The 20,451-nt window shown below is 34.2% G+C and carries 23 protein-coding genes; 21 read left to right on the top strand and 2 right to left on the bottom strand.

The features are described from left to right. Window positions 1-105 precede the first annotated feature (105 nt). Window positions 106-1,560 carry a glutamate synthase subunit beta gene (locus LNQ34_RS14655; RefSeq protein ID WP_230000593.1) on the top strand — a complete coding sequence of 485 codons (1,455 nt, stop codon included), beginning with the start codon at window positions 106-108 and terminating at the stop codon, window positions 1,558-1,560. 109 nt (window positions 1,561-1,669) lie between these two features. On the opposite strand, the gene LNQ34_RS14650 is transcribed toward LNQ34_RS14655, so the two are convergent. Next, a complete protein-coding gene (locus LNQ34_RS14650) occupies window positions 1,670-3,802 on the bottom strand; it encodes a TonB-dependent receptor (protein WP_230000273.1) in 2,133 nt (710 codons plus the stop codon). 122 nt (window positions 3,803-3,924) lie between these two features. Here LNQ34_RS14650 and lysA point away from each other — a divergent pair, with 122 nt between their 5' ends. From lysA to LNQ34_RS14550, 20 genes are all read left to right on the top strand, one after another. Continuing rightward, complete coding sequence (lysA, locus tag LNQ34_RS14645) at window positions 3,925-5,217, top strand: diaminopimelate decarboxylase (protein ID WP_255567764.1); 1,293 nt, start codon at window positions 3,925-3,927, stop codon at window positions 5,215-5,217. A gap of 331 nt (window positions 5,218-5,548) precedes the next feature. After that, window positions 5,549-5,974: a hypothetical protein gene (locus LNQ34_RS14640; protein WP_230000272.1), complete on the top strand. Its 426-nt coding sequence runs from the start codon at window positions 5,549-5,551 to the stop codon at window positions 5,972-5,974. Window positions 5,975-6,184: 210 nt separating this feature from the next. Next, the gene (locus tag LNQ34_RS14635) at window positions 6,185-6,574 is read left to right on the top strand and encodes a helix-turn-helix domain-containing protein (protein ID WP_230000271.1); all 390 of its coding nucleotides are present in this window, start codon (window positions 6,185-6,187) and stop codon (window positions 6,572-6,574) included. Window positions 6,575-6,645: 71 nt separating this feature from the next. Further along, window positions 6,646-6,981: a hypothetical protein gene (locus LNQ34_RS14630; RefSeq protein ID WP_230000270.1), complete on the top strand. Its 336-nt coding sequence runs from the start codon at window positions 6,646-6,648 to the stop codon at window positions 6,979-6,981. A 40-nt stretch (window positions 6,982-7,021) separates the two neighbouring features. Next, window positions 7,022-7,471: a hypothetical protein gene (locus LNQ34_RS14625; protein WP_230000269.1), complete on the top strand. Its 450-nt coding sequence runs from the start codon at window positions 7,022-7,024 to the stop codon at window positions 7,469-7,471. Window positions 7,472-7,538: 67 nt separating this feature from the next. Further along, window positions 7,539-8,162, top strand: a complete 624-nt coding sequence (locus LNQ34_RS14620; RefSeq protein WP_230000268.1) for a hypothetical protein — start codon at window positions 7,539-7,541, stop codon at window positions 8,160-8,162. A gap of 44 nt (window positions 8,163-8,206) precedes the next feature. Then, window positions 8,207-8,587 (top strand): DUF5071 domain-containing protein, encoded by a 381-nt coding sequence (locus LNQ34_RS14615; protein ID WP_230000267.1) that lies wholly within the window; start codon window positions 8,207-8,209, stop codon window positions 8,585-8,587. Beyond that, on the top strand, window positions 8,584-9,060 hold the full coding sequence (locus LNQ34_RS14610) for a DinB family protein (protein ID WP_230000266.1): 477 nt from the start codon (window positions 8,584-8,586) through the stop codon (window positions 9,058-9,060). The genes LNQ34_RS14615 and LNQ34_RS14610 overlap by 4 nt, the downstream gene beginning before the upstream one ends. A gap of 46 nt (window positions 9,061-9,106) precedes the next feature. Further along, window positions 9,107-9,490, top strand: coding sequence for a VOC family protein (locus LNQ34_RS14605; protein ID WP_230000265.1), 384 nt, complete (start codon window positions 9,107-9,109; stop codon window positions 9,488-9,490). Window positions 9,491-9,563: 73 nt separating this feature from the next. Further along, window positions 9,564-9,923: a hypothetical protein gene (locus LNQ34_RS14600; RefSeq protein ID WP_230000264.1), complete on the top strand. Its 360-nt coding sequence runs from the start codon at window positions 9,564-9,566 to the stop codon at window positions 9,921-9,923. Between the two features lie 319 nt (window positions 9,924-10,242). Further along, a complete protein-coding gene (locus LNQ34_RS14595; RefSeq protein ID WP_202701924.1) occupies window positions 10,243-10,797 on the top strand; it encodes a hypothetical protein in 555 nt (184 codons plus the stop codon). Window positions 10,798-10,870: 73 nt separating this feature from the next. Next, the gene (locus tag LNQ34_RS14590) at window positions 10,871-12,061 is read left to right on the top strand and encodes a hypothetical protein (protein ID WP_202701923.1); all 1,191 of its coding nucleotides are present in this window, start codon (window positions 10,871-10,873) and stop codon (window positions 12,059-12,061) included. A 27-nt stretch (window positions 12,062-12,088) separates the two neighbouring features. Next, entirely contained in the window at window positions 12,089-12,556 is a 468-nt protein-coding gene (locus LNQ34_RS14585; protein ID WP_202701922.1) for a DUF1572 family protein, read from the top strand. A 123-nt stretch (window positions 12,557-12,679) separates the two neighbouring features. Continuing rightward, entirely contained in the window at window positions 12,680-13,867 is a 1,188-nt protein-coding gene (locus tag LNQ34_RS14580; RefSeq protein ID WP_202701921.1) for a hypothetical protein, read from the top strand. 68 nt (window positions 13,868-13,935) lie between these two features. Further along, window positions 13,936-14,532 (top strand): rhodanese-like domain-containing protein, encoded by a 597-nt coding sequence (locus tag LNQ34_RS14575; RefSeq protein WP_230000263.1) that lies wholly within the window; start codon window positions 13,936-13,938, stop codon window positions 14,530-14,532. Window positions 14,533-14,767: 235 nt separating this feature from the next. Next, the gene (locus LNQ34_RS14570; RefSeq protein WP_202701919.1) at window positions 14,768-16,003 is read left to right on the top strand and encodes an outer membrane beta-barrel protein; all 1,236 of its coding nucleotides are present in this window, start codon (window positions 14,768-14,770) and stop codon (window positions 16,001-16,003) included. A 195-nt stretch (window positions 16,004-16,198) separates the two neighbouring features. After that, window positions 16,199-17,071: an alpha/beta hydrolase gene (locus LNQ34_RS14565; RefSeq protein ID WP_230000262.1), complete on the top strand. Its 873-nt coding sequence runs from the start codon at window positions 16,199-16,201 to the stop codon at window positions 17,069-17,071. Between the two features lie 42 nt (window positions 17,072-17,113). Beyond that, window positions 17,114-17,800: a GNAT family N-acetyltransferase gene (locus LNQ34_RS14560; RefSeq protein ID WP_230000261.1), complete on the top strand. Its 687-nt coding sequence runs from the start codon at window positions 17,114-17,116 to the stop codon at window positions 17,798-17,800. A 49-nt stretch (window positions 17,801-17,849) separates the two neighbouring features. Next, window positions 17,850-18,287 carry a hypothetical protein gene (locus LNQ34_RS14555; RefSeq protein WP_230000260.1) on the top strand — a complete coding sequence of 146 codons (438 nt, stop codon included), beginning with the start codon at window positions 17,850-17,852 and terminating at the stop codon, window positions 18,285-18,287. Between the two features lie 81 nt (window positions 18,288-18,368). Continuing rightward, window positions 18,369-18,737 (top strand): nuclear transport factor 2 family protein, encoded by a 369-nt coding sequence (locus LNQ34_RS14550; protein WP_202701915.1) that lies wholly within the window; start codon window positions 18,369-18,371, stop codon window positions 18,735-18,737. 70 nt (window positions 18,738-18,807) lie between these two features. On the opposite strand, the gene LNQ34_RS14545 is transcribed toward LNQ34_RS14550, so the two are convergent. Then, window positions 18,808-20,343: a YifB family Mg chelatase-like AAA ATPase gene (locus tag LNQ34_RS14545; RefSeq protein WP_230000259.1), complete on the bottom strand. Its 1,536-nt coding sequence runs from the start codon at window positions 20,341-20,343 to the stop codon at window positions 18,808-18,810. Window positions 20,344-20,451 lie beyond the last annotated feature (108 nt).

Below are 20,451 nucleotides of genomic sequence, written 5' to 3'. Positions count from 1 at the left end.
TTTGCGAACTTAAAAACTCTCAAAGAATTTTAAAAAGCCTTTGCGCTCTTTGCGGTAAAAAACTAGAATTTGGAATTTAATCATTTAGATTTAATTAAAAATGTCATGGGTAAAATAGGCGGATTTAAAGAATATAACAGAGCCGACGAAAGTAATATAGCAGTTGCAGAACGTGTTACGAACTACAACGAATTTACGATTCCGTTAGCAAAAGATAAAATAAAAGAACAAGGTTCGAGATGTATGGATTGTGGTATTCCTTTTTGCCACAGTTCCTGTCCGTTAGGAAATTTAATTCCTGATTTCAACGATATGGTACATCAGGAAGAATGGCAAAGTGCTTTAGAGATTTTACAGTCTACCAATAACTTTCCGGAATTTACAGGCCGCTTATGCCCTGCTCCATGTGAGAAATCATGTGTGTTAGGGATCATCAAAGAGCCTGTTGCCATCGAAAACATCGAGAAAAACATCATCGAAAGAGGCTTTGCCGAAGGCTGGATCAAACCACAGGCCCCAAAAACCAGAACTGGAAAAACAGTTGCTGTTATTGGCTCAGGACCTGCAGGTTTAGCAGCAGCACAGCAATTAAACAGAGCCGGTCACACCGTTACCGTTTTTGAAAGAGACAATGCCATAGGGGGTTTATTGCGTTACGGAATTCCAAATTTTAAATTAGAAAAAGGAATTATCGACAGACGTGTAGCAATCCTTGAAGCGGAAGGAATCACTTTTAAAACCAATGTAAATGTTGGCGTAAACTATAGCGTAGCCGAATTAAATGCTTTTGATTCTATCGTATTGTGCGGTGGTGCAACCGAAAGAAGAAGTTTACCAACTAAAGGAATCGAAAGCAAAGGCGTTGTTCAGGCAATGGATTTCTTAACTCAGCAGACTAAAGTTTTATTTGGAGAATCAATTCAAGATCAGGTTATGGCTACCGGTAAAGATGTAATCGTAATTGGCGGTGGAGACACCGGTTCTGATTGTATCGGAACTTCTAACCGACATGGTGCAAAATCGGTAACCAACTTTGAGATTTTACCAAAACCTCCGGTTGGAAGAAGCGAAACAACTCCCTGGCCTTTTTGGCCGCTGCAGTTAAAAACCTCATCTTCTCACGAAGAAGGCTGCGACAGGAACTGGTTGATCAATACCAAAGAATTCTTATCAAACGACAAAGGAGAACTGGTAGGATTAAAAACCGTTGAAGTACAATGGAAAATGACTCCGGGGCAACGTCCTGAACTAATCGAAAAAGAAGGTTCAGAAAAAATATGGCCCTGTGATTTAGCTCTATTGGCTTTAGGATTTACAGGCCCGGAGAAAACTCTAAGCGAACAATTAGGTCTGGAAATCGATATGAGAAACAACTATAAAGCCAAAAATTATCAGACGAATGTTCCGCACATTTTCACTGCCGGTGATATGCGAAGAGGACAATCGTTAATTGTATGGGCCATTTCAGAAGGTCGTGAAGCAGCAAGAGAAGTCGATTTGTTCTTAATGGGCTCTACGAATCTGCCAACCAAAGGAAATGGAGATTTACCAAGTTTATAGGTTTTAAACATCCCTTTTATAAAAACAAAAGCCCCTTTTTAGATGTAAAAAAGGGGCTTTATTATATTTAATTCTAAAATTAGAATTGTTATTCCAAATAAGGAAAATATTAAAAATTATACTGAATTTGCAAAGTGGTACGTCTTCCCGGAGCACTTACAAAATCTTTATCTCTGGCCTGCCACCAGGCAATATTTGGAGAATAATCTTTATTCAATAAGTTCTCCACTCCCAGTGCCAATCGAAATGATTTATTGATGAGATAAGAGCTGCTTAAATTAAAGACCGTATATTTTTTTACCGGACCTTCGTTAAAACTATACAAATTTGTGGTTGGATTTGGGTCAAATCGGTCTCTTTTGAAATTATGCAAAGAACTTAATTCAATATCTAAATTTTTCAACGGACGAATCTGAACATAAGTAGTAAGCTTTGGAGCCATTATTCGGGATCCGTTAATATATTTTTCGTACGATCCGTTATTGTCATTATCAACCTTCCCTTCTATCCAGGCAAAAGCACCTCCAAAACTTAAAAACTCTGTTGGATTAAAGCCCATAACTGCCTCATAACCCCAAATATTTTCAGGAGCACGCTGCATGGCAAAAGAACCATCAGCTGATTGAATTGATGTAGCCCCTAATTGTGAGGTACTCCAGAAACTGGTTACCTCATAGGTGAACCATTTTTTAATCGCTCCGGCCACACCCATTTCGTAATTGTTTACAATAATAGGATCCGTTGGTAATTTTGAAATCACACTTTCGGTAGACGTTCTTAAAATACGCCCTACCTCATTGATCGAAAAGGATTGAGAATAACTTGTAAAAACATTTACCTCCGGCATAATATTGTATCGCAATCCGATGTTTCCAACAAGGGCGTTGTAATCTAAATTACCTCCCTGAACAAAAATACTTTTGGTATAGGTATTATTTTTGGCATTTAATACCGGTAATGTATTGAAATCATCTGCTTTAACTTTAATATTTTCATATCGGGCACCTGCCTTTAAAGTAAATTTACCCCAGGCATCAAACTTGATTAAGGCAAAAGGAGCTGTATTGACCATTTTCATTTGTGGTGTCCAAAAACGACCGTCCTCTAACTTTTGAACTGTTTTATCCTGAAGCAAATCCAAACCATAAATGATCTCTGCTTTATAGGTATCATTAGCAAAAAGACGGGAATCAAAATTAACGCGAAGCCCTTTCTTTTGTGAAGCCACATTCGATTGACCTCCGTTTAAAAACTGATCTCTGTCATACGAATAAACCGTTCTGAAATCCTGTGCATAAACATTAACATCTAAAGAAGTGTTGTTCCAAATCTCCGAGTTCGAATACGCTACTCTGAAATTATGGTTTCTCGGAGTTCCCTCAGGCGTTCCCAAACGTCCACCGGCTTCCACTCCAATCGTTGGAATTTCTCCCCATTTACCAATCTTAACGTCCTGATCCAAGAATGACTTTGAAGCATACCCCATGTACGAGAACTCTAACCTTTGGGTATCAGTTAGTGCATATCCTATTTTAAACAATCCGTTATAGGTATTTAAATTCGATAAACTATAAAACGGCGAAAGGTTTACTCCGTTAGCATCTTTAGAAACTCCTGATCTTTCTTGTGTAAAACCAACAACGTAATCGAGTTTTTTTAGTTTTCCAGCCAAAGAAAGTGAAGCTCTGTAACCAAATGATTCTGCAAAAGTTTTGGGTTGTGTGATCAAACCCAGCTGTACCGAACCGCTAATTTTTTCCTCAGAATGGTTTTTCTTTGTAATATAATTGATGATCCCTCCATCGGCACCATTCCCATAAATTGAAGTTGCACCTTTAATAACTTCCACTCTTTCGATAGACGAAGGATCAATTACCTGAAGGTCTCTACCTCCATTTCTCAAAGGCGTAGATTGTGGTATTCCATCAATCATCACCAAAAATGGTCTTCCTCTTAAAGTCTGACCGAAATTTGAAGTTTGGTTACTTGCGGTCGCTAAACCCGGAACTGTATATTGCAAAATATTACCGATATTCGAATTTACCAAGGTCTGACTTTGGATTTTTTTAGCACCAACAATCGTAATAGAAGAAACAACCTCTTTTATACTCTCTTTTTTTCGGCTTGCCGTTACAATAATATCCTCTAAATTATTAGTCTGTAAACTGTCTTTTGATTTCTCCTGAGCAAATCCTACCGAAGTTGTAAGGATAATCAGGTAAAATGTAATAATCTTTTTCATAAATAATCTCTAATAGTGTAATTTTGGGGCAAATATAATTTTTATTAACTCTAAATAAGAATTAGAAACCACTAAAAGTTAAAAAAACTTTAAATGTTTATTTTATAACAATTTGTTACAATTTGTTATTTTTCAATTTAAAATTTGTCAATCGGCAAAAGAGTAATAAGTTTGCTGAAAATAGTTTACAGATGCAAGCAAAAGATTTACTGCAGTTAGCAGACCAATTTGGAAGTCCATTATATGTATATGATGCCGAAAAAATCCAATCTCAGTACAACAGGTTAACTAAAGCTTTCTCTAAGGTAGAAAACTTAAGAGTTAATTATGCCATGAAGGCATTGTCTAACGTTGCCATTCTTCAGCTATTAAAGAACATGGGATCTGGCTTAGATACGGTATCGATTCAGGAGGTTCAATTAGGCCTTCATGCCGGCTATGATCCTGACAAAATTTTCTTTACACCAAACGGAGTTTCTTTAGAAGAAATCGAAGAAGTAGCCGCAATGGGTGTACAGATCAACATTGACAATTTATCTATTTTAGAGCAATTCGGAACCAAACATCCTAATATACCGGTATGCATTCGTATCAATCCACACGTAATGGCGGGTGGAAATGCCAATATTTCCGTTGGACATATCGATAGTAAATTCGGAATCTCTGTTCACCAGATACCGCATATTTTGCGTATTGTTGAAAATACAAAAATGCATATTGTGGGGATTCACATGCACACAGGATCGGATATTTTAGATATCGAAGTATTCTTGTATGCCGCTGAAATCTTATTTGATACGGCTAAACATTTCAAAGAATTACAATTCTTAGATTTCGGAAGCGGATTCAAAGTGCCTTACAAAAAAGACGATATCGAAACGGATATTGAAGAATTAGGTAAAAAATTATCTAAAAGATTCAATTCTTTCTGTACAGAATACGGTAGAGATTTAACGTTGATTTTCGAACCCGGAAAATTCCTGGTGAGCGAAGCTGGTTTCTTCTTAGCCAAAGTAAACGTAGTAAAACAAACCACTTCGACAGTTTTCGCAGGGGTTGACAGTGGTTTCAACCACTTAATCCGTCCAATGTTTTACGGTTCACAGCACCATATTGAAAACATCTCCAACCCAAAAGGAAAAGAGCGTTTTTACTCGGTAGTAGGTTACATCTGCGAAACGGATACTTTTGCCAATAACCGCAGAATTTCAGAGATTACAGAAGGTGATATCTTAGCGTTCAGAAATGCAGGAGCTTATTGCTTCTCCATGTCTTCGAACTACAATTCAAGATACAAACCAGCCGAAGTTTTATGGATGAACGGTCAGGGAATCCTGATTCGTGCTCACGAAACTTTCGAAGATTTACTTAAAAATCAAATTCCGTTGCCACAAGAAGTTGCTGCAACAGTTTAAAATAAAAAAAAAGAGAATATCATCGAAGTCCCGTTTCTTAATTGAAGCGGGATTTTTTTTTACAATCTTGTCATTTCGACCGAAGGGAGAAATCGCACTAGAAATGCCGCAAAGAAAATCGCCAATCTTTATCAATTATCGAGTGTGATTTCTCCCTTCGGTCGAAATGACAAACAGTGCGAAAATCTCCTTGACATTACAAAAATATGATTGGGACTTGAATTTTAATACCTTAGGCATCTCCCTCCGGGCCGGGCTTTCGGCTATATCTTTTGTTCCGTTTCACTTCACAAAAGGATACCGCCTCTATCCCTGACGTAATCCATCTAATATGAATACAAATTTTAACGATAAAAATACTATATTTGAAAACAACATTTTATTCAATATGAAGAAAAAATTACTTTTTATAGCATTTATTTTCATAACCTTAAATGCTTCAGCAAAATACGTACAGACATGTACTGTAAGATATATGACTCAAGACGGTTGGTCAAAAAAATATGTGATCGAGGTAACATTTCTAACGGGTTCCGAATTAAATGAAGCTACAAATAGTTATAAATATTCTTCATATTCAACATATGGGGTAATATTTTGGGGAAATAAAAAAGCAAGTGTAATAAAACTTATCTCATACACTTTATGTGGTTCTGAAGTTGATAAAGATTGTATTACTAATACATATTCTGATTTGAAAGGTAAAGATCAGGATGATGATGAATGGAAAATATGTGTTAGTGATTATTGCTACTAATAAAGATTCATTAGCGAGACAAATTTTCGAGCACGAGCGGGACGCTCGCGCTAGCGATGAAGATAAAATTCTGAAGTGAAAAGATTAAAAATCCTATCCGAAAAAACATACCTTTGTTCTATACAAAATCAATCAAAAATAGTATCGTACCAAAAAACCTGTTTTTTACCAATAGCTATTTTGTAAAAAAAAATTAAATACCTTTGAAATATGAGCACAGCAACCAAATCAAAACACATTGGCAGAAACATTAGCCGAATCAGAGAGCTTAAAGGTATGAAGCAGGAAGCACTTGCGATTGCAATTGGCGTAAGTCAGCAATCTGTTTCTAATTTAGAGGCGAGTGAAACGATTGAAGCTGCAAAACTTGTAGAAATTGCAAAAGTACTTGGCGTTACCGTTGAAGCTATTGAAAATTTTTCGGAAGAGAATGTTATCAATTACTTCAATACTTTTCACGAATCTGTTACTGGTAGCTTTATAACTAACAATTCTTGTAATTTCAATCCTCTTGATAAAGTGGTGGAACTTTACGAACGTTTGGTTCAGGCTGAAAAGGACAAAAACGAGTATTTAGAAAAATTATATAAAGGAAAATAATTACTCAAAAATATAAATTTCACGAAAGCACAAATATCTTTAGAGTTTGTGCTTTTTTTATAAACTAACCTATGAAAAAACTAACCATTATTTTATTTCTGATTTTACTTTCCTTTACAAACAAAGTAAATGCACAAAATCCTCAAGCAATCTTTCTGGAAAACCTCGAATCATTTGAAAGATTATCTAAAAACGAAAATGAATCGATAAGTTTAAACATGGTTTACGAAGCTCGAAAGTTTTTGATAGATATAACCGGCATTACCTACAAAATGGAAGAGGCATTTGATATGCCTGTATTTCCGCCTGATAAAACTATAAAAAAGTGGAGATCTTGGTTTGAAAAAAATAAAGATCTTTTATATTATGACGAAAAAGAGAAAGAAGTTAAAATAAGAAAAAAGTAAAAAAACTATTTTCGCTCAACAAACCTAACAGCATAAAACCATGAAAATTACGATTCCCCTGTCGGTATTATTTTTATTATTTACTACTACTTTATTCGGTCAGACAATTGCTGATCTAAAACTAAAACCAAAAGAAATTCCCAAAGGCTACACTTTAAACGATGGTAATATTTGTATTACTCCACAAGCCTGTACTTTTTATAATGATATTGAAACCTACGCCAGCATTGTCGGAACCTTAAAAAGTAAATCGATTCAAAATTTTAAAAGCAAAACGGATCGTGGATCTGTAATGTATTTTGAATTTGAACACACTTTTAAGGGCGATAGGTTTCTGCAAGGATTACTTTGGGGAAAAGACGGTCAGCCAACTGACGAACGTCCGGAAGAATATCTTGCAAAAGGAAAATTTCTGATTGTCTGGAATTTTCATCCTGACAGTGTTCTCAAAGAAAAGTCAGAGACCAAAATAGAGACTATTTTACAATAAGAAAAAAACAGAGTTTATCTACAATTCAAAACTCCTTAATACATTTTTACATCATAATCAGCTCTCTATGAAAAACCTCTTTTTACTAATTTTAATTACAACAATTAGTTTCTACTCTCAAAACAAAATCGAATTGCGAGATGTCAGTTTTCAGGTTCCTAGCGAGTTTTCGCAAATAAAAAAAGAAAATAAGGGATTAAATTATGATGCTTTTTACGAGAATGGAAAAATTTTCACAGACTCTACTGCAATCGGCGAAACACCAACAATTGCATATCAATATTATGAAAATCCAGGAGCTGGCGCAGAAAGATCAGAAAGTGTGCTGAAAATGCTAAATAAAATTACTGCCGAAGATTTCAAATGCGATACCTTAATAATTAACGCCAATCAAAATTACTCGCTTGCCAGATATAATATGTTCGGAAGAACATTGTTTGAAGCAAAAAGTCTGGGAGAAAAAGGCTGGATCAACATTCTCCTTTCTGATGATCCTAAAAATGATAAATCAAATTTTCAAAAAATGCAATTTGTTCTCGGATCTATGAAACATTCCGGTCCTTATGGCAGAGAACATCAGGCACGAATGAGTGCATCCGGAAATGCTTCAAGATTGGCAATCTTAGCTTTTATTTTCTTTTTAATCGTTCTTTTTTTAAGAAAACAAATGAAAAAAAACGCTTTTTTATAAGGGTCAATATATAATACAAAATTCAACTAACAGATCTGAGCAATATGAATGTCAAAAATTTAATCCCAAAAGATAAATTTGATTTCGAAACAGTCGAAAAACTAAAAAACTACTCATTTGAAGAGATCGAGTCTATTATTCCGGATTTACTTAAATGGTTACAGGATATGAATTGGCCAGTTAGTAGACCAATTGCAGTGTTTCTGATTACTTACTGTGAAAAAATTTCTTCTGAAATATTGAAAATTTTACAAAGTCAGGATCAGGTTTGGAAATATTGGATTCTTGATACTTTTGGAGAGATCATTAAAGATCAAATGGTTTTAAATGAAATCGAAAGAATCGTAAAAGACCCGACTAAAGATGAAATCGACGAAGAAATTTCTGAAATTGCAACAAAAATAATTAACAAAACACAAAAATGAACAGACAAGGAGCAGTTGGAGCATTGCTTGACATCTACGAACAAGCAATAACAGATCTTCAGGATATTATTAAAACTATTCCGGATAATGTTTTGACCCACATCATAGACGAAAAAACAACGGACGAAGATTGTAAATCCATACAAAACATTCTGTCTCACGTAGTAAGTTCCGGTTATAGCTATGCCATCAGTATTCATAATCTGAAAGGGTACAATATGCAGCGACCTGACAAAATTTTTCATGTAACCATTGCCGAATATCTGAAAGACTTAATGAATGTTTTCATCTTTACCGAAAATGTTTTTCGAGAAATTAAAGACAATGAATTAGAACAATTTGACGACTCACTAAAAATAAAAACAGGTTGGGGACAATTGTACGACATTGAACAACTTACAGAACATGCGATTGTACATATCCTTCGACACAAGCGACAAATTGAAAAAATAAAATCCAGTCAATTGAACTAGAATTTTCTCTAACTTCGCTTACACTAAAAAAATAGCCCCAAACAAAATGAAAAACAAATCGAATCCCGTTGTTTATTTTGAAATCCCGGTAGCCAACATCGAAAGAGCCATACAATTTTATTCGGCGGTTTTTGGTTTTGAGTTTGAACGGGAACGAATTCATGATAATGAAATGGCATTCTTTCCGCTTATCGAAGGCAACAATGGTATTTCGGGAGCCTTAGCTCAAGGTGAAATATACAAACCTACGATAGATGGAACTCTTGTTTATTTAAACACTGAAGATATTGAAGAAACTATAAATCTGGCCGTAAAAAATGGTGCCGAGATTTTATTTCCCATAACCTCAAACGGCGAATTTGGCTGGGTAGCAGAATTTAAAGACTGTGAAGGAAACAGAATCGCACTTCACATGAGTAAAAAAGGATAATTTAAATGATAACTGGCTAATTTAATTCTTTAAAACTCCTTTTTATTCCCAAAAAACATCAAAAAACATCAAAATGAAAATTCAAACACGAATCCTCTTTTATGCAATCCTTTTCTTTTTATATCTTACCTCAACTTCTCTTTTACTGCAATTGGGGGAGAAATTAGGAACAGATCCCTATATTACTTTGGGTTGTGGTTTTGCTATTTTGAACATTATTTATTCTTTCTTAGGTTTAAAGTGGAAACCTCTACTGAATGTGATCTGCTCTGTTGCAATTGCCGCTTTGTCTCTATTTTTGGCCGTACAGTTCGCCAACTTACATCTGCTTACCAAATACGATCCCTATTTAGTTAAAACGGCCATATTCACCAATGCTATTCTATCAATCCTCTTTTGGGAAATTGTATATCAGGTGAAAATTAGAAAATAATAGAAAACTAAATAAAACCTATTGGCTGTAATTCATTTTAACACATAGTAACCTAGGCAATGTATTTTCTATAAAAAAGACGTTTCACTTCATTTAAATGCACATATCTCATTCTATGTGAAAGAAATATATTTCTTAGTGCGGCTCTCTTTATTACAACCAAAATCTATGTTTCTATGTGTTAAATTCATTTTTTCAAATTTCACCCAACTGATATCTATCGCAATTAAAATTGCTGCAAACAACACTTTTACAATACTGTGCCCAAATATTTATATTTTGGCAACTTCAAACGATACCAAAATCATCATCTAAAAACATGAAATTCAAACTTTTACTTCTCTCAGCCTTTATTTTCATCTCTTGTAAAAAAGAAACAAAAACCGAAATTACAACAACGCCAACAAAAGCGAAAGATCACGTTCAAACCACTGAGAAAAAAGAAACACAAAATAGCTCCGATACTATTGTGATTTCGACCAAACACAAAACAAATAAAATCGTATGCGATCTTGACGGTGACGGAAAAAATGAAAAGGTTGAAATTGTAAGAAGTACAAAAAGTGATAAAAGCGGTTTACGAATCATTTTCGGAAACGGAAACCGAACAGATTATTTCGGAATGGGAAATACTATTCTCTATCAGGGTTTTGAAGAAATCGACTGGGCCGGAATATTCGAAAAAGCCCCAAAAGGGGAAGTTGTTTGGAACAATGTAAACGATCAGGGAGAAATTTTGGGCGATGACGAAATAAAAGAAGAGGATAAAATCAAATTGCCAAATGACGGAATATTTATTCATGCCGAAGAAAGCTGCGGAGGCGGCATTATCTATCTTAAAGATGGAAAATACGAGTGGATTCAGCAGGAATAGAACGACAATGTTATTTAAAAACAATAACCAATTTTAAATCAAGCTCACTATAAACAAAAACTTCCAAATCAAAATGAAGAAAACCCTAATTTTTCTCTTCTTTCTTTTTACAATGCCCATTATAGCTCAGAAAGTAAAGTTTCCTGAATATCCTATTTACGATGACGTACTAAGACGATTGACTAATGATTATATAATGCTTATTGAAGAGCAAACTCAAAGTCTCAAAAACAAAGATAATGTAAACACAATTCTTCAAAATACATTACATTACTATTATAAAAAATTCAACAAGACAAATTCGTCTCATATGAAAATGTATTTTTCTAAAGGAAAAGTTCATAAATATGTAAGTTTCATCGGCATAACAGAAGATTCTTTATACTCAGCAAATATATTTAAGAATGATACTCTTGTAGGTTCTATAGAATTTGAAAACAATCAGGATTTGGGGCATGGTTTTCAACATCAAATTGAAAAAGGCAAACTTTTAAAAATTATAACCAACTACTCAGAGAAAAATAGAAAAAATAATAATTACACAAAATATAACAATGGCATACAAGTCACAGACTTTGTTTTTCAAGATAATCGACTTCTTAAGATAGAAAATCTGGAACAAGCTGCAGGTAAGCCACGAGTAAATGTTGACTATTTATATAAAGATAAAAATATACTAGAAATAAAGTATAATAAAGGCATAAATAGCATTGAGATCTATTCTATTCAAAAAATTAATAATGAAGAAAAAAACATTTTTAATTATAGTTATGCTCGAACAGAAAATCTGCTTGTAGAAAATTTAGATTATAATTTTCTATTAAATTATGTAGAAAAAAATGCCACCGAGAAAAGCACAAAAGAATATGATGCCGAAGGAAATCTTATTTACAGACGAGAGACTGACGATTATATTGAAAGAAAATTTTACAAAAATGATAAAATAGCAACAATTAAAGTCTACAATAAAGATATCTCAAAAAGATCTATTGTCTTTAAATATAATACTCGAAATCAAATTGAGGATGAAGCCGAAATTGATAATAATGGAGTGACAGATAAAAGAGTACAAAGCACATACAATAATTTTGGTGATCTTATTTCGCAAAAAACTCAAATGTTTACTGATGGCAAACCTTTTCATACATCTATTTACACTTATGAATATAAATACGATAAGTACAACAACTGGATTGAAAGAAAGACATCATTAAATGGAGAGCCGAGCGATTTAAAAATAAGAACTATTGAGTATAATAAGTAAAACGATAACATTCAAACTACTTTGAATATGAAAAGTACAGCAGAAATTACCAATCGTTTTAGAGAAGTCATTTTAAACGGAACTTGGATTGCCAACACCAATTATAAAGACCAGCTGCAAAATCTGGATTGGAAAATTGCTGTAACTCCTGTCAAAAACATTAATACTATTTCACTTTTGGCGCAGCATGTTCACTATTATATTAGTGGAATAAATAGTGTTTTTAAAGGGGGATCACTGGATATAAAAGACAAATTCAGCTTTGACTTCGCTCCTATTCATTCGCAGGGAGAATGGCAGGCTTTTCTAACTAAATTCTGGAATTCTGCTGAGGAATTTGCCTCTTTTGTAGAAGAAATGCCCAACGAAAAACTGGATCAGATCTTTGTCAACGAAAAATACGGAACCTACAAAAGAAATATCGAAGCCATGATCGAACACAGTTATTATCATTTAGGCCAAATTGTCTTGATCAAAAAACTGTTAACAGAATAATACTGCTTAAGCACCTAAATATGGCTTAGCTGCACCCTTATCTACTCTACAAAATAATTTTAAAAAAGGCATAGTTGTTGAAAGTTAAAAAAGATATATTTACACCTTCAATTAAAAAATATCATGCAAAAAATTACGCTTCTATTTTTAATATTATTTTTAGCACTGTCATCCTGTGGTGTAAAAACTACCCAATCCATGCTCAGCGATGGAAATTACGATGGAGCGATAGACCGTGCGGTCGAAGCTTTACGAACGAAAAAAGATTCTAAAGGAAAACAAGATTACGTGTATTTGCTGGAAGAGGCTTTCGCAAAGGCCAAAGACAGAGATTTGCGTAGCCTGGAATTAATGATCAAAGAAGCAAATCCGGTAAATGCCGAACGCACTTACAATACCTACATGCAGTTGAACAATCGTCAGGAAAAAATCAGACCTTTATTGCCTCTGCAACTCTTGAAACAAGGAAGAACCGCTACATTCCAGTTTGATAATTACAGCAATCAGATCATAAGCAGTAAAATTGCATTGACGAGATATTTATATGAAAATGCTTCTGCCCTTTTAAAATCAAATAACAAACTGGATTTTAGAAAAGCCTACGATGATTTTTCTTATTTGGAAAGCATTAGCCCAAACTACAAAAACACTAAAAAACTGATGGAAGATGCACAGTTTAAAGGAACCGATTTTGTAGATGTTTATGCCAAAAACGAAACCAATATGGTCATTCCGAAACCGCTTCAGGATGACTTACTCGATTTTAAAACCTATGGATTAAATGACAAATGGACGGTTTACCACAGTCTAAGACAAAAAGGCATCGTTTACGATTATAGTCTGATTGTAAACTTCGTGCAAATCAATATTTCACCAGAGCAAATCAAAGAGAAGGAATTCATTAAAGAACGACAGATAAAAGACGGTGTCAAAACACTTCTGGACAGCAGAGGAAGACCGGTTAAAGACAGTCTGGGCAGAGAAATAAAAGTAGACAATTACAGAATGCTCCGTGCAAACGTATACGAATTCAGACAATTTAAATCCTGCCAGATCACAGCAAAAGTGGATTATGTCGATTTAAAAACCAATCAATTACTACAATCTTTTCCGGTAAGCAGTGAGTTTATTTTTGAGAATATTTACTCAACCTACAAAGGAGACAGAAGTGCCTGTGAAGACAGTTATATCAACTACTTCAATAAACGTGCTGTTCCTTTCCCGAACAATGAACAAATGGTTTTTGACACAGGAGAAGACTTAAAAGAGAGATTAAAAGATATTATTGTCAGAAACAAATTCAGGAGATAAATCTAACACTTTATTAAAAGCGGTAGAGCCCGGCTGATAAACATATTGAACTATAAACCTCATTTCAAATGAAAAAGATAACCCTTCTATTTTTAGTATCATTTTGTTTCACAGGCTGTGTTACACAATCACAAACAGCCAAAACTTCTACCGCAATGACAGAGCAACAACAATATCCTAAAGCATTAGTCGATTACGATGATTTTAAAAACCTCGTTACCGAAGTCGAAAAAGCCAGAGCAAATCATTTAGTGAATCTCGATCTTTTTCTTAAAATGAGTCATGAAGAGAATACTGTTATTTTGGACACACGCTCTGATTTTCGTTACAACCGAAAACACTTAAAAGGGGCTATTCATCTCGATTTTACCGATTTTACACAGGAAAATCTTCATCAATTAATTCCGGATCCTAACACCAGGATACTGATTTACTGTAATAACAATTTTAATGGCGACCCGATAGATTTCGCTTCAAAAATGGCTCTTCCTAAAAATACTCCCGAGTCTCAGATTTTAGCCAACAGAAAACCTGTTATGCTGGCTCTCAACATTCCTACACATATTAACCTTTATGGGTATGGCTATAAAAATATCTACGAACTTGACGAATTGGTTCACGTAAATGATAGCAGAATAAAGTTTGAAGGAACGGAAGTGAAGTAATTTACACTTAACTATTCATTTTTTTGGGTATTAATTTGGACCGAAAAAATACTTTACTCATTTTAATTTTAATGCGTATACTTACAATCTGTAAACAATCACTCTCACATTCTTCCAAACGATAATCAATTGTATTACGGTTTCACGTAATGCAATAACTGTTCTGTACATTATATTTGCTGTCAAAAAAAGATCTCTTCAAAAAAACAACCCTAAATAACAGCCCAAAATTTTAATGAAAAAACAATTCTTATTACTTGTATTAGCCTTTATATTAACTTTAAACACCTATTCGCAAATAACTTTTGAAAACGGTTACTTCATCAATCAAAACAATCAAAAAATAAATTGCTTAATTGAAAATCTGGATTGGAAAAATACTCCAACCAATTTTAGATATCAACTACCTGAAAGTAAAGACATTCTTATTGCTGACTTAAAAATTGTAAAAGAATTTGCAATCACAGGACAAAGTAAATACATCAAAACCTTAGTAAAAATAGACCGCTCCTCAAGATACATAGAAAATATGAGTACGGATAAAAATCCGGATTTAAAAGAAGAAACGCTCTTCTTAAAAGTGCATGTTGAAGGAAAGGCATCACTTTACTCCTACGGGGAAGGAAACTCAAGCCGTTTCTTTTATAAGATAGATAATTCAGAAATAAAACAGCTTATTTACAAAACTTATCTGGTAAATGAAAACTCTTCGATTGCGAAAAACAATTACTTCAGAGAACAGCTTTTTATTGATCTAAAATGCGATAATATCCTTCAGAGAGAATACGAAAATCTGGATTACACTTACAAGCAGCTCTTCAAATTTTTCATCAAATATAACAAGTGCAGCGATACTCATTTTGTCGAATTTGAAACAAAAGAAAAAAAGGATTTGTTTAATTTGACCATTAGACCAAGATTAAATAGCAGTTCGTTATCGATTAACAATTCGAATATAGATTTTTACAATGTTAAATTTGGTTCTAAGACAAGTCTTAGTCTGGGTGTCGAAGCAGAGTTTATTTTACCTTTTAATAAAAATAAATGGGCTATAATTGCAGAACCTTCATACCAGTACTATAGTGGCGAAAAGTCAAAATCAACCTCGAATTTGGCAGGTTCCGAAGTAAACGCAAAAGTAGATTATAAATCAATAGAGCTGCCTATAGGAATCAGACATTACTTCTTTGTTAATAATGATTTTAAAATCTTTGCGAATGCTTCATTATCATTACTATTTGATTTTGGTCTAAACTCGAAAATAGAATTCACCAGAAAAGATGGATCTAAAATTAATACTTTGGATGTTAAATCCGGAAATAGTGCAGTATTAGGAATTGGCGGAAAATTACGCGACAAGTACAGTATAGAATTAAGATACCAACTTGGCAGAACTATTCTAAAAGATTACATTGCCTGGAACTCTTCATTCACTACGGCATCTGTCATACTAGGCTATTCCTTTTTCTAAAATAACTCAATAGCATTAAATACTTATTAAATCCCTTTCATTATTTGATGAAAGGGATTTATTTTATAGACGATTTTTGAGTTTTTTTCGTCTTAATTAAGATTTTAGAATGTCAAAAATTTGTATTTTAGTTCTATATATTTTTCCTGTTTCACATCATAATATTTTACCCTATTGCCACTAAATACCACCACAATGAACAAATTATTTATCCTTGCCTTTTTATTCTTTTCTACCTCTTTTATCTTTTGCCAAACCAATAAAGCCAAACCAACAGAAACTGCAAAGCCATTTGTATTAGGAGTTATTGATGAAATTCAATCGAAAGAATTAGGAGAAAAAAGAATTCTCAATATTTATCTTCCGGAAGGTTACAAAGCCGAAGAGGCAACAAAATATCCGGTCATTTATTTATTGGACGGTTCAGCCGATGAAGATTTTATTCATATCGCCGGTCTGGTACAGTTTAATAGTTTTGAATGGATCAATCAGGTTCCTAAATCCATTGTCGTGGGAATCGCAACTGTCGACAGAAGAAGAGACTTTACATTCCCGACCACTATTGAAAAAGACCAAAAAAGGTTTCCAACTTCCGGTCATTCTGATAAATTTATTGCTTTTATCGAAAAAGAATTGCAGCCATTTATCGAAAAAAAATACAAAGCCAATACTTCTAAAACCCTTATGGGGCAATCATTGGGAGGATTACTTGGAACAGAAATTCTACTAAAAAAACCGACACTTTTTAATAAATATGTTATTGTAAGCCCAAGCATTTGGTGGAATAATGGTTCTATACTAAATCTCGACAGCCCTATTTTTCAGGAAAATTTCAGTCCGCAAACAGACATTTATATTGCAGTGGGTAAAGAAGGACTTACACCAACCGAAATTCCAAGAGTTATGGAAGTCGATGCTAATTTACTAACCGAAAAAATTAAAGCTTCAAAAAGTAAAAACATAAGAGTATATTTCGATTATTTCCCGCTTGAAAATCACGGTACGATTTTGCACCCGGCAGCATCGAACTCATTTCGTTTTTTCTATCCTATAAAAGAGAAAGAATAAAAACCGAATATAGTACGATCCCAAAAAATTATTTTTTAAATAATGACAAATAAAGAAGACCATAAACTAGATAATCCGGTTTGGCATGCATTATTCGAAAAACATTCCACATTTGCCCTTGATTATGATGGTACTAAATTTTACAATCCGGATTATTGTCCGTTTGGAGGTTTTATAGTACCGGAAAGCACTTTAACGGCCACAAAGCAATATGCGTTGTTAACGGATTCTTTTTTTATAGTGGGTGAAAAACCTGAAATAGACGATTCTTTGACAATCGTCAAAGAATTGATTTGTCTGCAAATGATTGTTCAGGACAAAATTCAACTTGCGATTGGTACTGAAATTCTCAGACTTACCGAAAGTCATAATGCCGAATTATTACAACTGGTTAATTTGGTACAACCGGGATATTTTAAAACCAAAACTCCTTTATTGGGCAATTATTATGGAATATTTAAAGAAGCCCAATTAATAGCTGTCGCAGGCGAACGTATGAAAATGAATGACTTTACAGAAGTGAGTGCTATTATCACGCATCCCGATCACACCGGGAAAGGCTATGCCAAACAATTGATTTCGCATGTTGTCAATAACATCTTGGACGAAAATAAAACTCCTTTTTTACATGTTGTCGAAAATAATATTGGTGCCATTAGCTTATATGAAAAACTAGGTTTTGTAACGAGACGAAAAATCAGCTTTTGGAATGTTTTTAAAAAACAATAAGCATATATTCATCTTTGCTCTTTTCATCAGACCATTTAAAAAAAAAAAAATGAAATTTCCAACAACAGCGGAAGACTTTAAAAACGAATTGTTAAAATCGATTGATCTTATCAACCAAATTGGAGATTTACGAGTCCGCCAATTTATTCAACTTTTACCAAAAGTTAATGATGAAATAATTATTGAAGGTGTCATCTTAATTCTTGAAAATGAAGACAGGGATCAAACTATTTATACAGACCAAAAATACGCGGGCTTAATTCTAAAATCGCTTCAACCAAAAACAACGATAGACTCTGAAATAATTCTGAAGAGAATTTTAAAAAATTGGAATAAAAGTGTCGAAGAACTCCCCTTTTGGCTAAAAGATAATTATGGTATTGAAACTGTGAAAAATTCCTTGTCTAAAATTGAAGATCAGAGTTTGTCAGAGTTAGAACTTGACAAAATAAGTACAATAAAATGGTGGCTTAAAATAAGCCTGTAATTTTCAATACATACCAATTAAGCATTAAAAGTTTACAATAAATACTTTAATTTTATAAAGTTTAAAAATTCCGCAATCATTATGACAGTAAATAAACAAACCGTAACCGAATATATGGAAGCTTTTATGGTAAGCGATCATAAACGAATTTTAGATTGCCTTACTGATGATGTGATTTGGGAAATGCCCGGAATTTATCAACATGTAGGAAAAGAAGCTTTTGACAAAGAAATTGAAAACGATAATTTTACCGGTAGTCCCACGATCCAAATCATAAAACTAATTGAAGAAAATGACATTGTAATTGCTGAAGGTGCCGTACAGGGAAATATGAAAAACGGCAATAAACTGGATGCTGTTTTCTGCGATGTTTTTGAAATGGAAAAAGGAAAAATTAAAAAACTCACCTCCTACCTAATGTCAAAAAGCTCAAGTTTAAAATTTGAGTAAGTTCAAATCGTAAAATTTACAGCAATTTTTTCTTCTTCTTTTGTTTTCAGACATTTCAAATCTAAGATAATTATCCCAGCCACCCCTCGCGATCCAAACTTCTGTATTGAATGGCTTCGGCGATATGAGACGAAATAATATTTTCGGAATGATCCAAATCACTGATTGTTCGGGCAACTTTTAGAATTCTGTCGTAGGCTCTTGCTGACAGATTCAATCGTTCCATAGCGGTTTTCAGCAATTCTTTCGACGGATCGTCAAGAATACAAAATTCCCGAATAAGTTTACTGCTCATTTGTGCATTGTAATGTACATTTTCAATTGTTTCGAAACGTTTGGTCTGAAATTCCCGAGCGGCAGTAACCCGTTTACGGATTTCAACACTGCTCTCGGCTTTTCGATCATCGGCCAGTTTTTCAAAAGGAACCGGTGTGACTTCGATATGAATGTCAATCCGGTCTAACAAAGGTCCTGATATTTTACTTAAATAACGCTGCATCTCGTGCGGTGAAGATGTATTAGGCACAGCAGGATCATTAAAAAAACCACTCGGACTCGGATTCATACTCGCCACCAGCATAAACGAGGAAGGGTAAGTTACGGTAAATTTAGCCCTTGAAATAGTAACTTCCCGGTCTTCCAGCGGCTGGCGCATCACTTCAAGAACATCACGTTTGAACTCCGGTAGTTCGTCTAAAAACAAAACACCATTATGAGCCATCGAAATTTCTCCGGGCTGAGGATAACTTCCTCCTCCAACCAAGGCAACATTAGAAATCGTATGATGGGGACTTCTGAAGGGCCTTTGGTTCATTAATCCAACTTCTTTCAACTTTCCGGCAACACTGTGAATTTTTGTCGTTTCAAGAGCTTCACGCAAAGTCATTGGCGGTAAAATACTCGGAACACGTTTTGCCAGCATCGTTTTGCCCGCGCCGGGCGGACCAATTAAAATGATGTTATGACCTCCGGCAGCCGCAATTTCCATACAACGTTTTATGCTTTCCTGTCCGCGCACATCTGAAAAGTCAAATTCCGGGAAATCTAAGCTTTTATAAAATTCAGCTTTGGTATCAATAATTGTAGGCTCAAGTGTTCCTTTTCCATTAAAAAAATCAATAACATCCTGAAGATTCTGAACTCCATAAACGTCTAATCCAGTCACTATTGCGGCTTCTTTGACATTCTGAATGGGCAGAAAAAAACCTTTATAACCTTCTTCTTTTGCTTTGATTGCGATCGGTAATGCTCCCCGAATAGGCTGTAAACTACCGTCTAAAGAAAGTTCTCCCATGATAATGTATCTTTCAATCTCCGGTGCTTTTACCTGATCTGAAGCCACCAAAATCCCCATCGCCAAAGTTAAATCGTATGCGGAACCTTCCTTTCGTAAATCAGCCGGTGCCATATTTATGGTTATTTTCTTACCCGGAAAATTTAATCCATTGTTCTTAAGCGCAGCGGCAATTCGATAACTGCTTTCCTTTATGGCATTATCCGGCAATCCCACTAAATGATAACCAATCCCATTATCCATATGAACTTCAACCGTAATCGTTGTTGCTTCTACTCCAAAAACGGCGCTTCCGTAAACTTTTACTAACATAATCCTTATTCCTAAAAAGGCTTTAAATCAAACAAAAACACAAAAGTAGGTTTTTTATTACAAATAAAAAATCTTTCCCTTCTACTTCCTTTTTAATTCAATTCTACC

It is taken from the genome of Flavobacterium lipolyticum (genome assembly GCF_020905335.1).
GTDB classification, from domain to species: domain Bacteria; phylum Bacteroidota; class Bacteroidia; order Flavobacteriales; family Flavobacteriaceae; genus Flavobacterium; species Flavobacterium lipolyticum.
The sequence above is the reverse complement of the archived record's forward strand: the minus strand, read 5'-3'. Positions and strand labels throughout refer to the sequence as shown.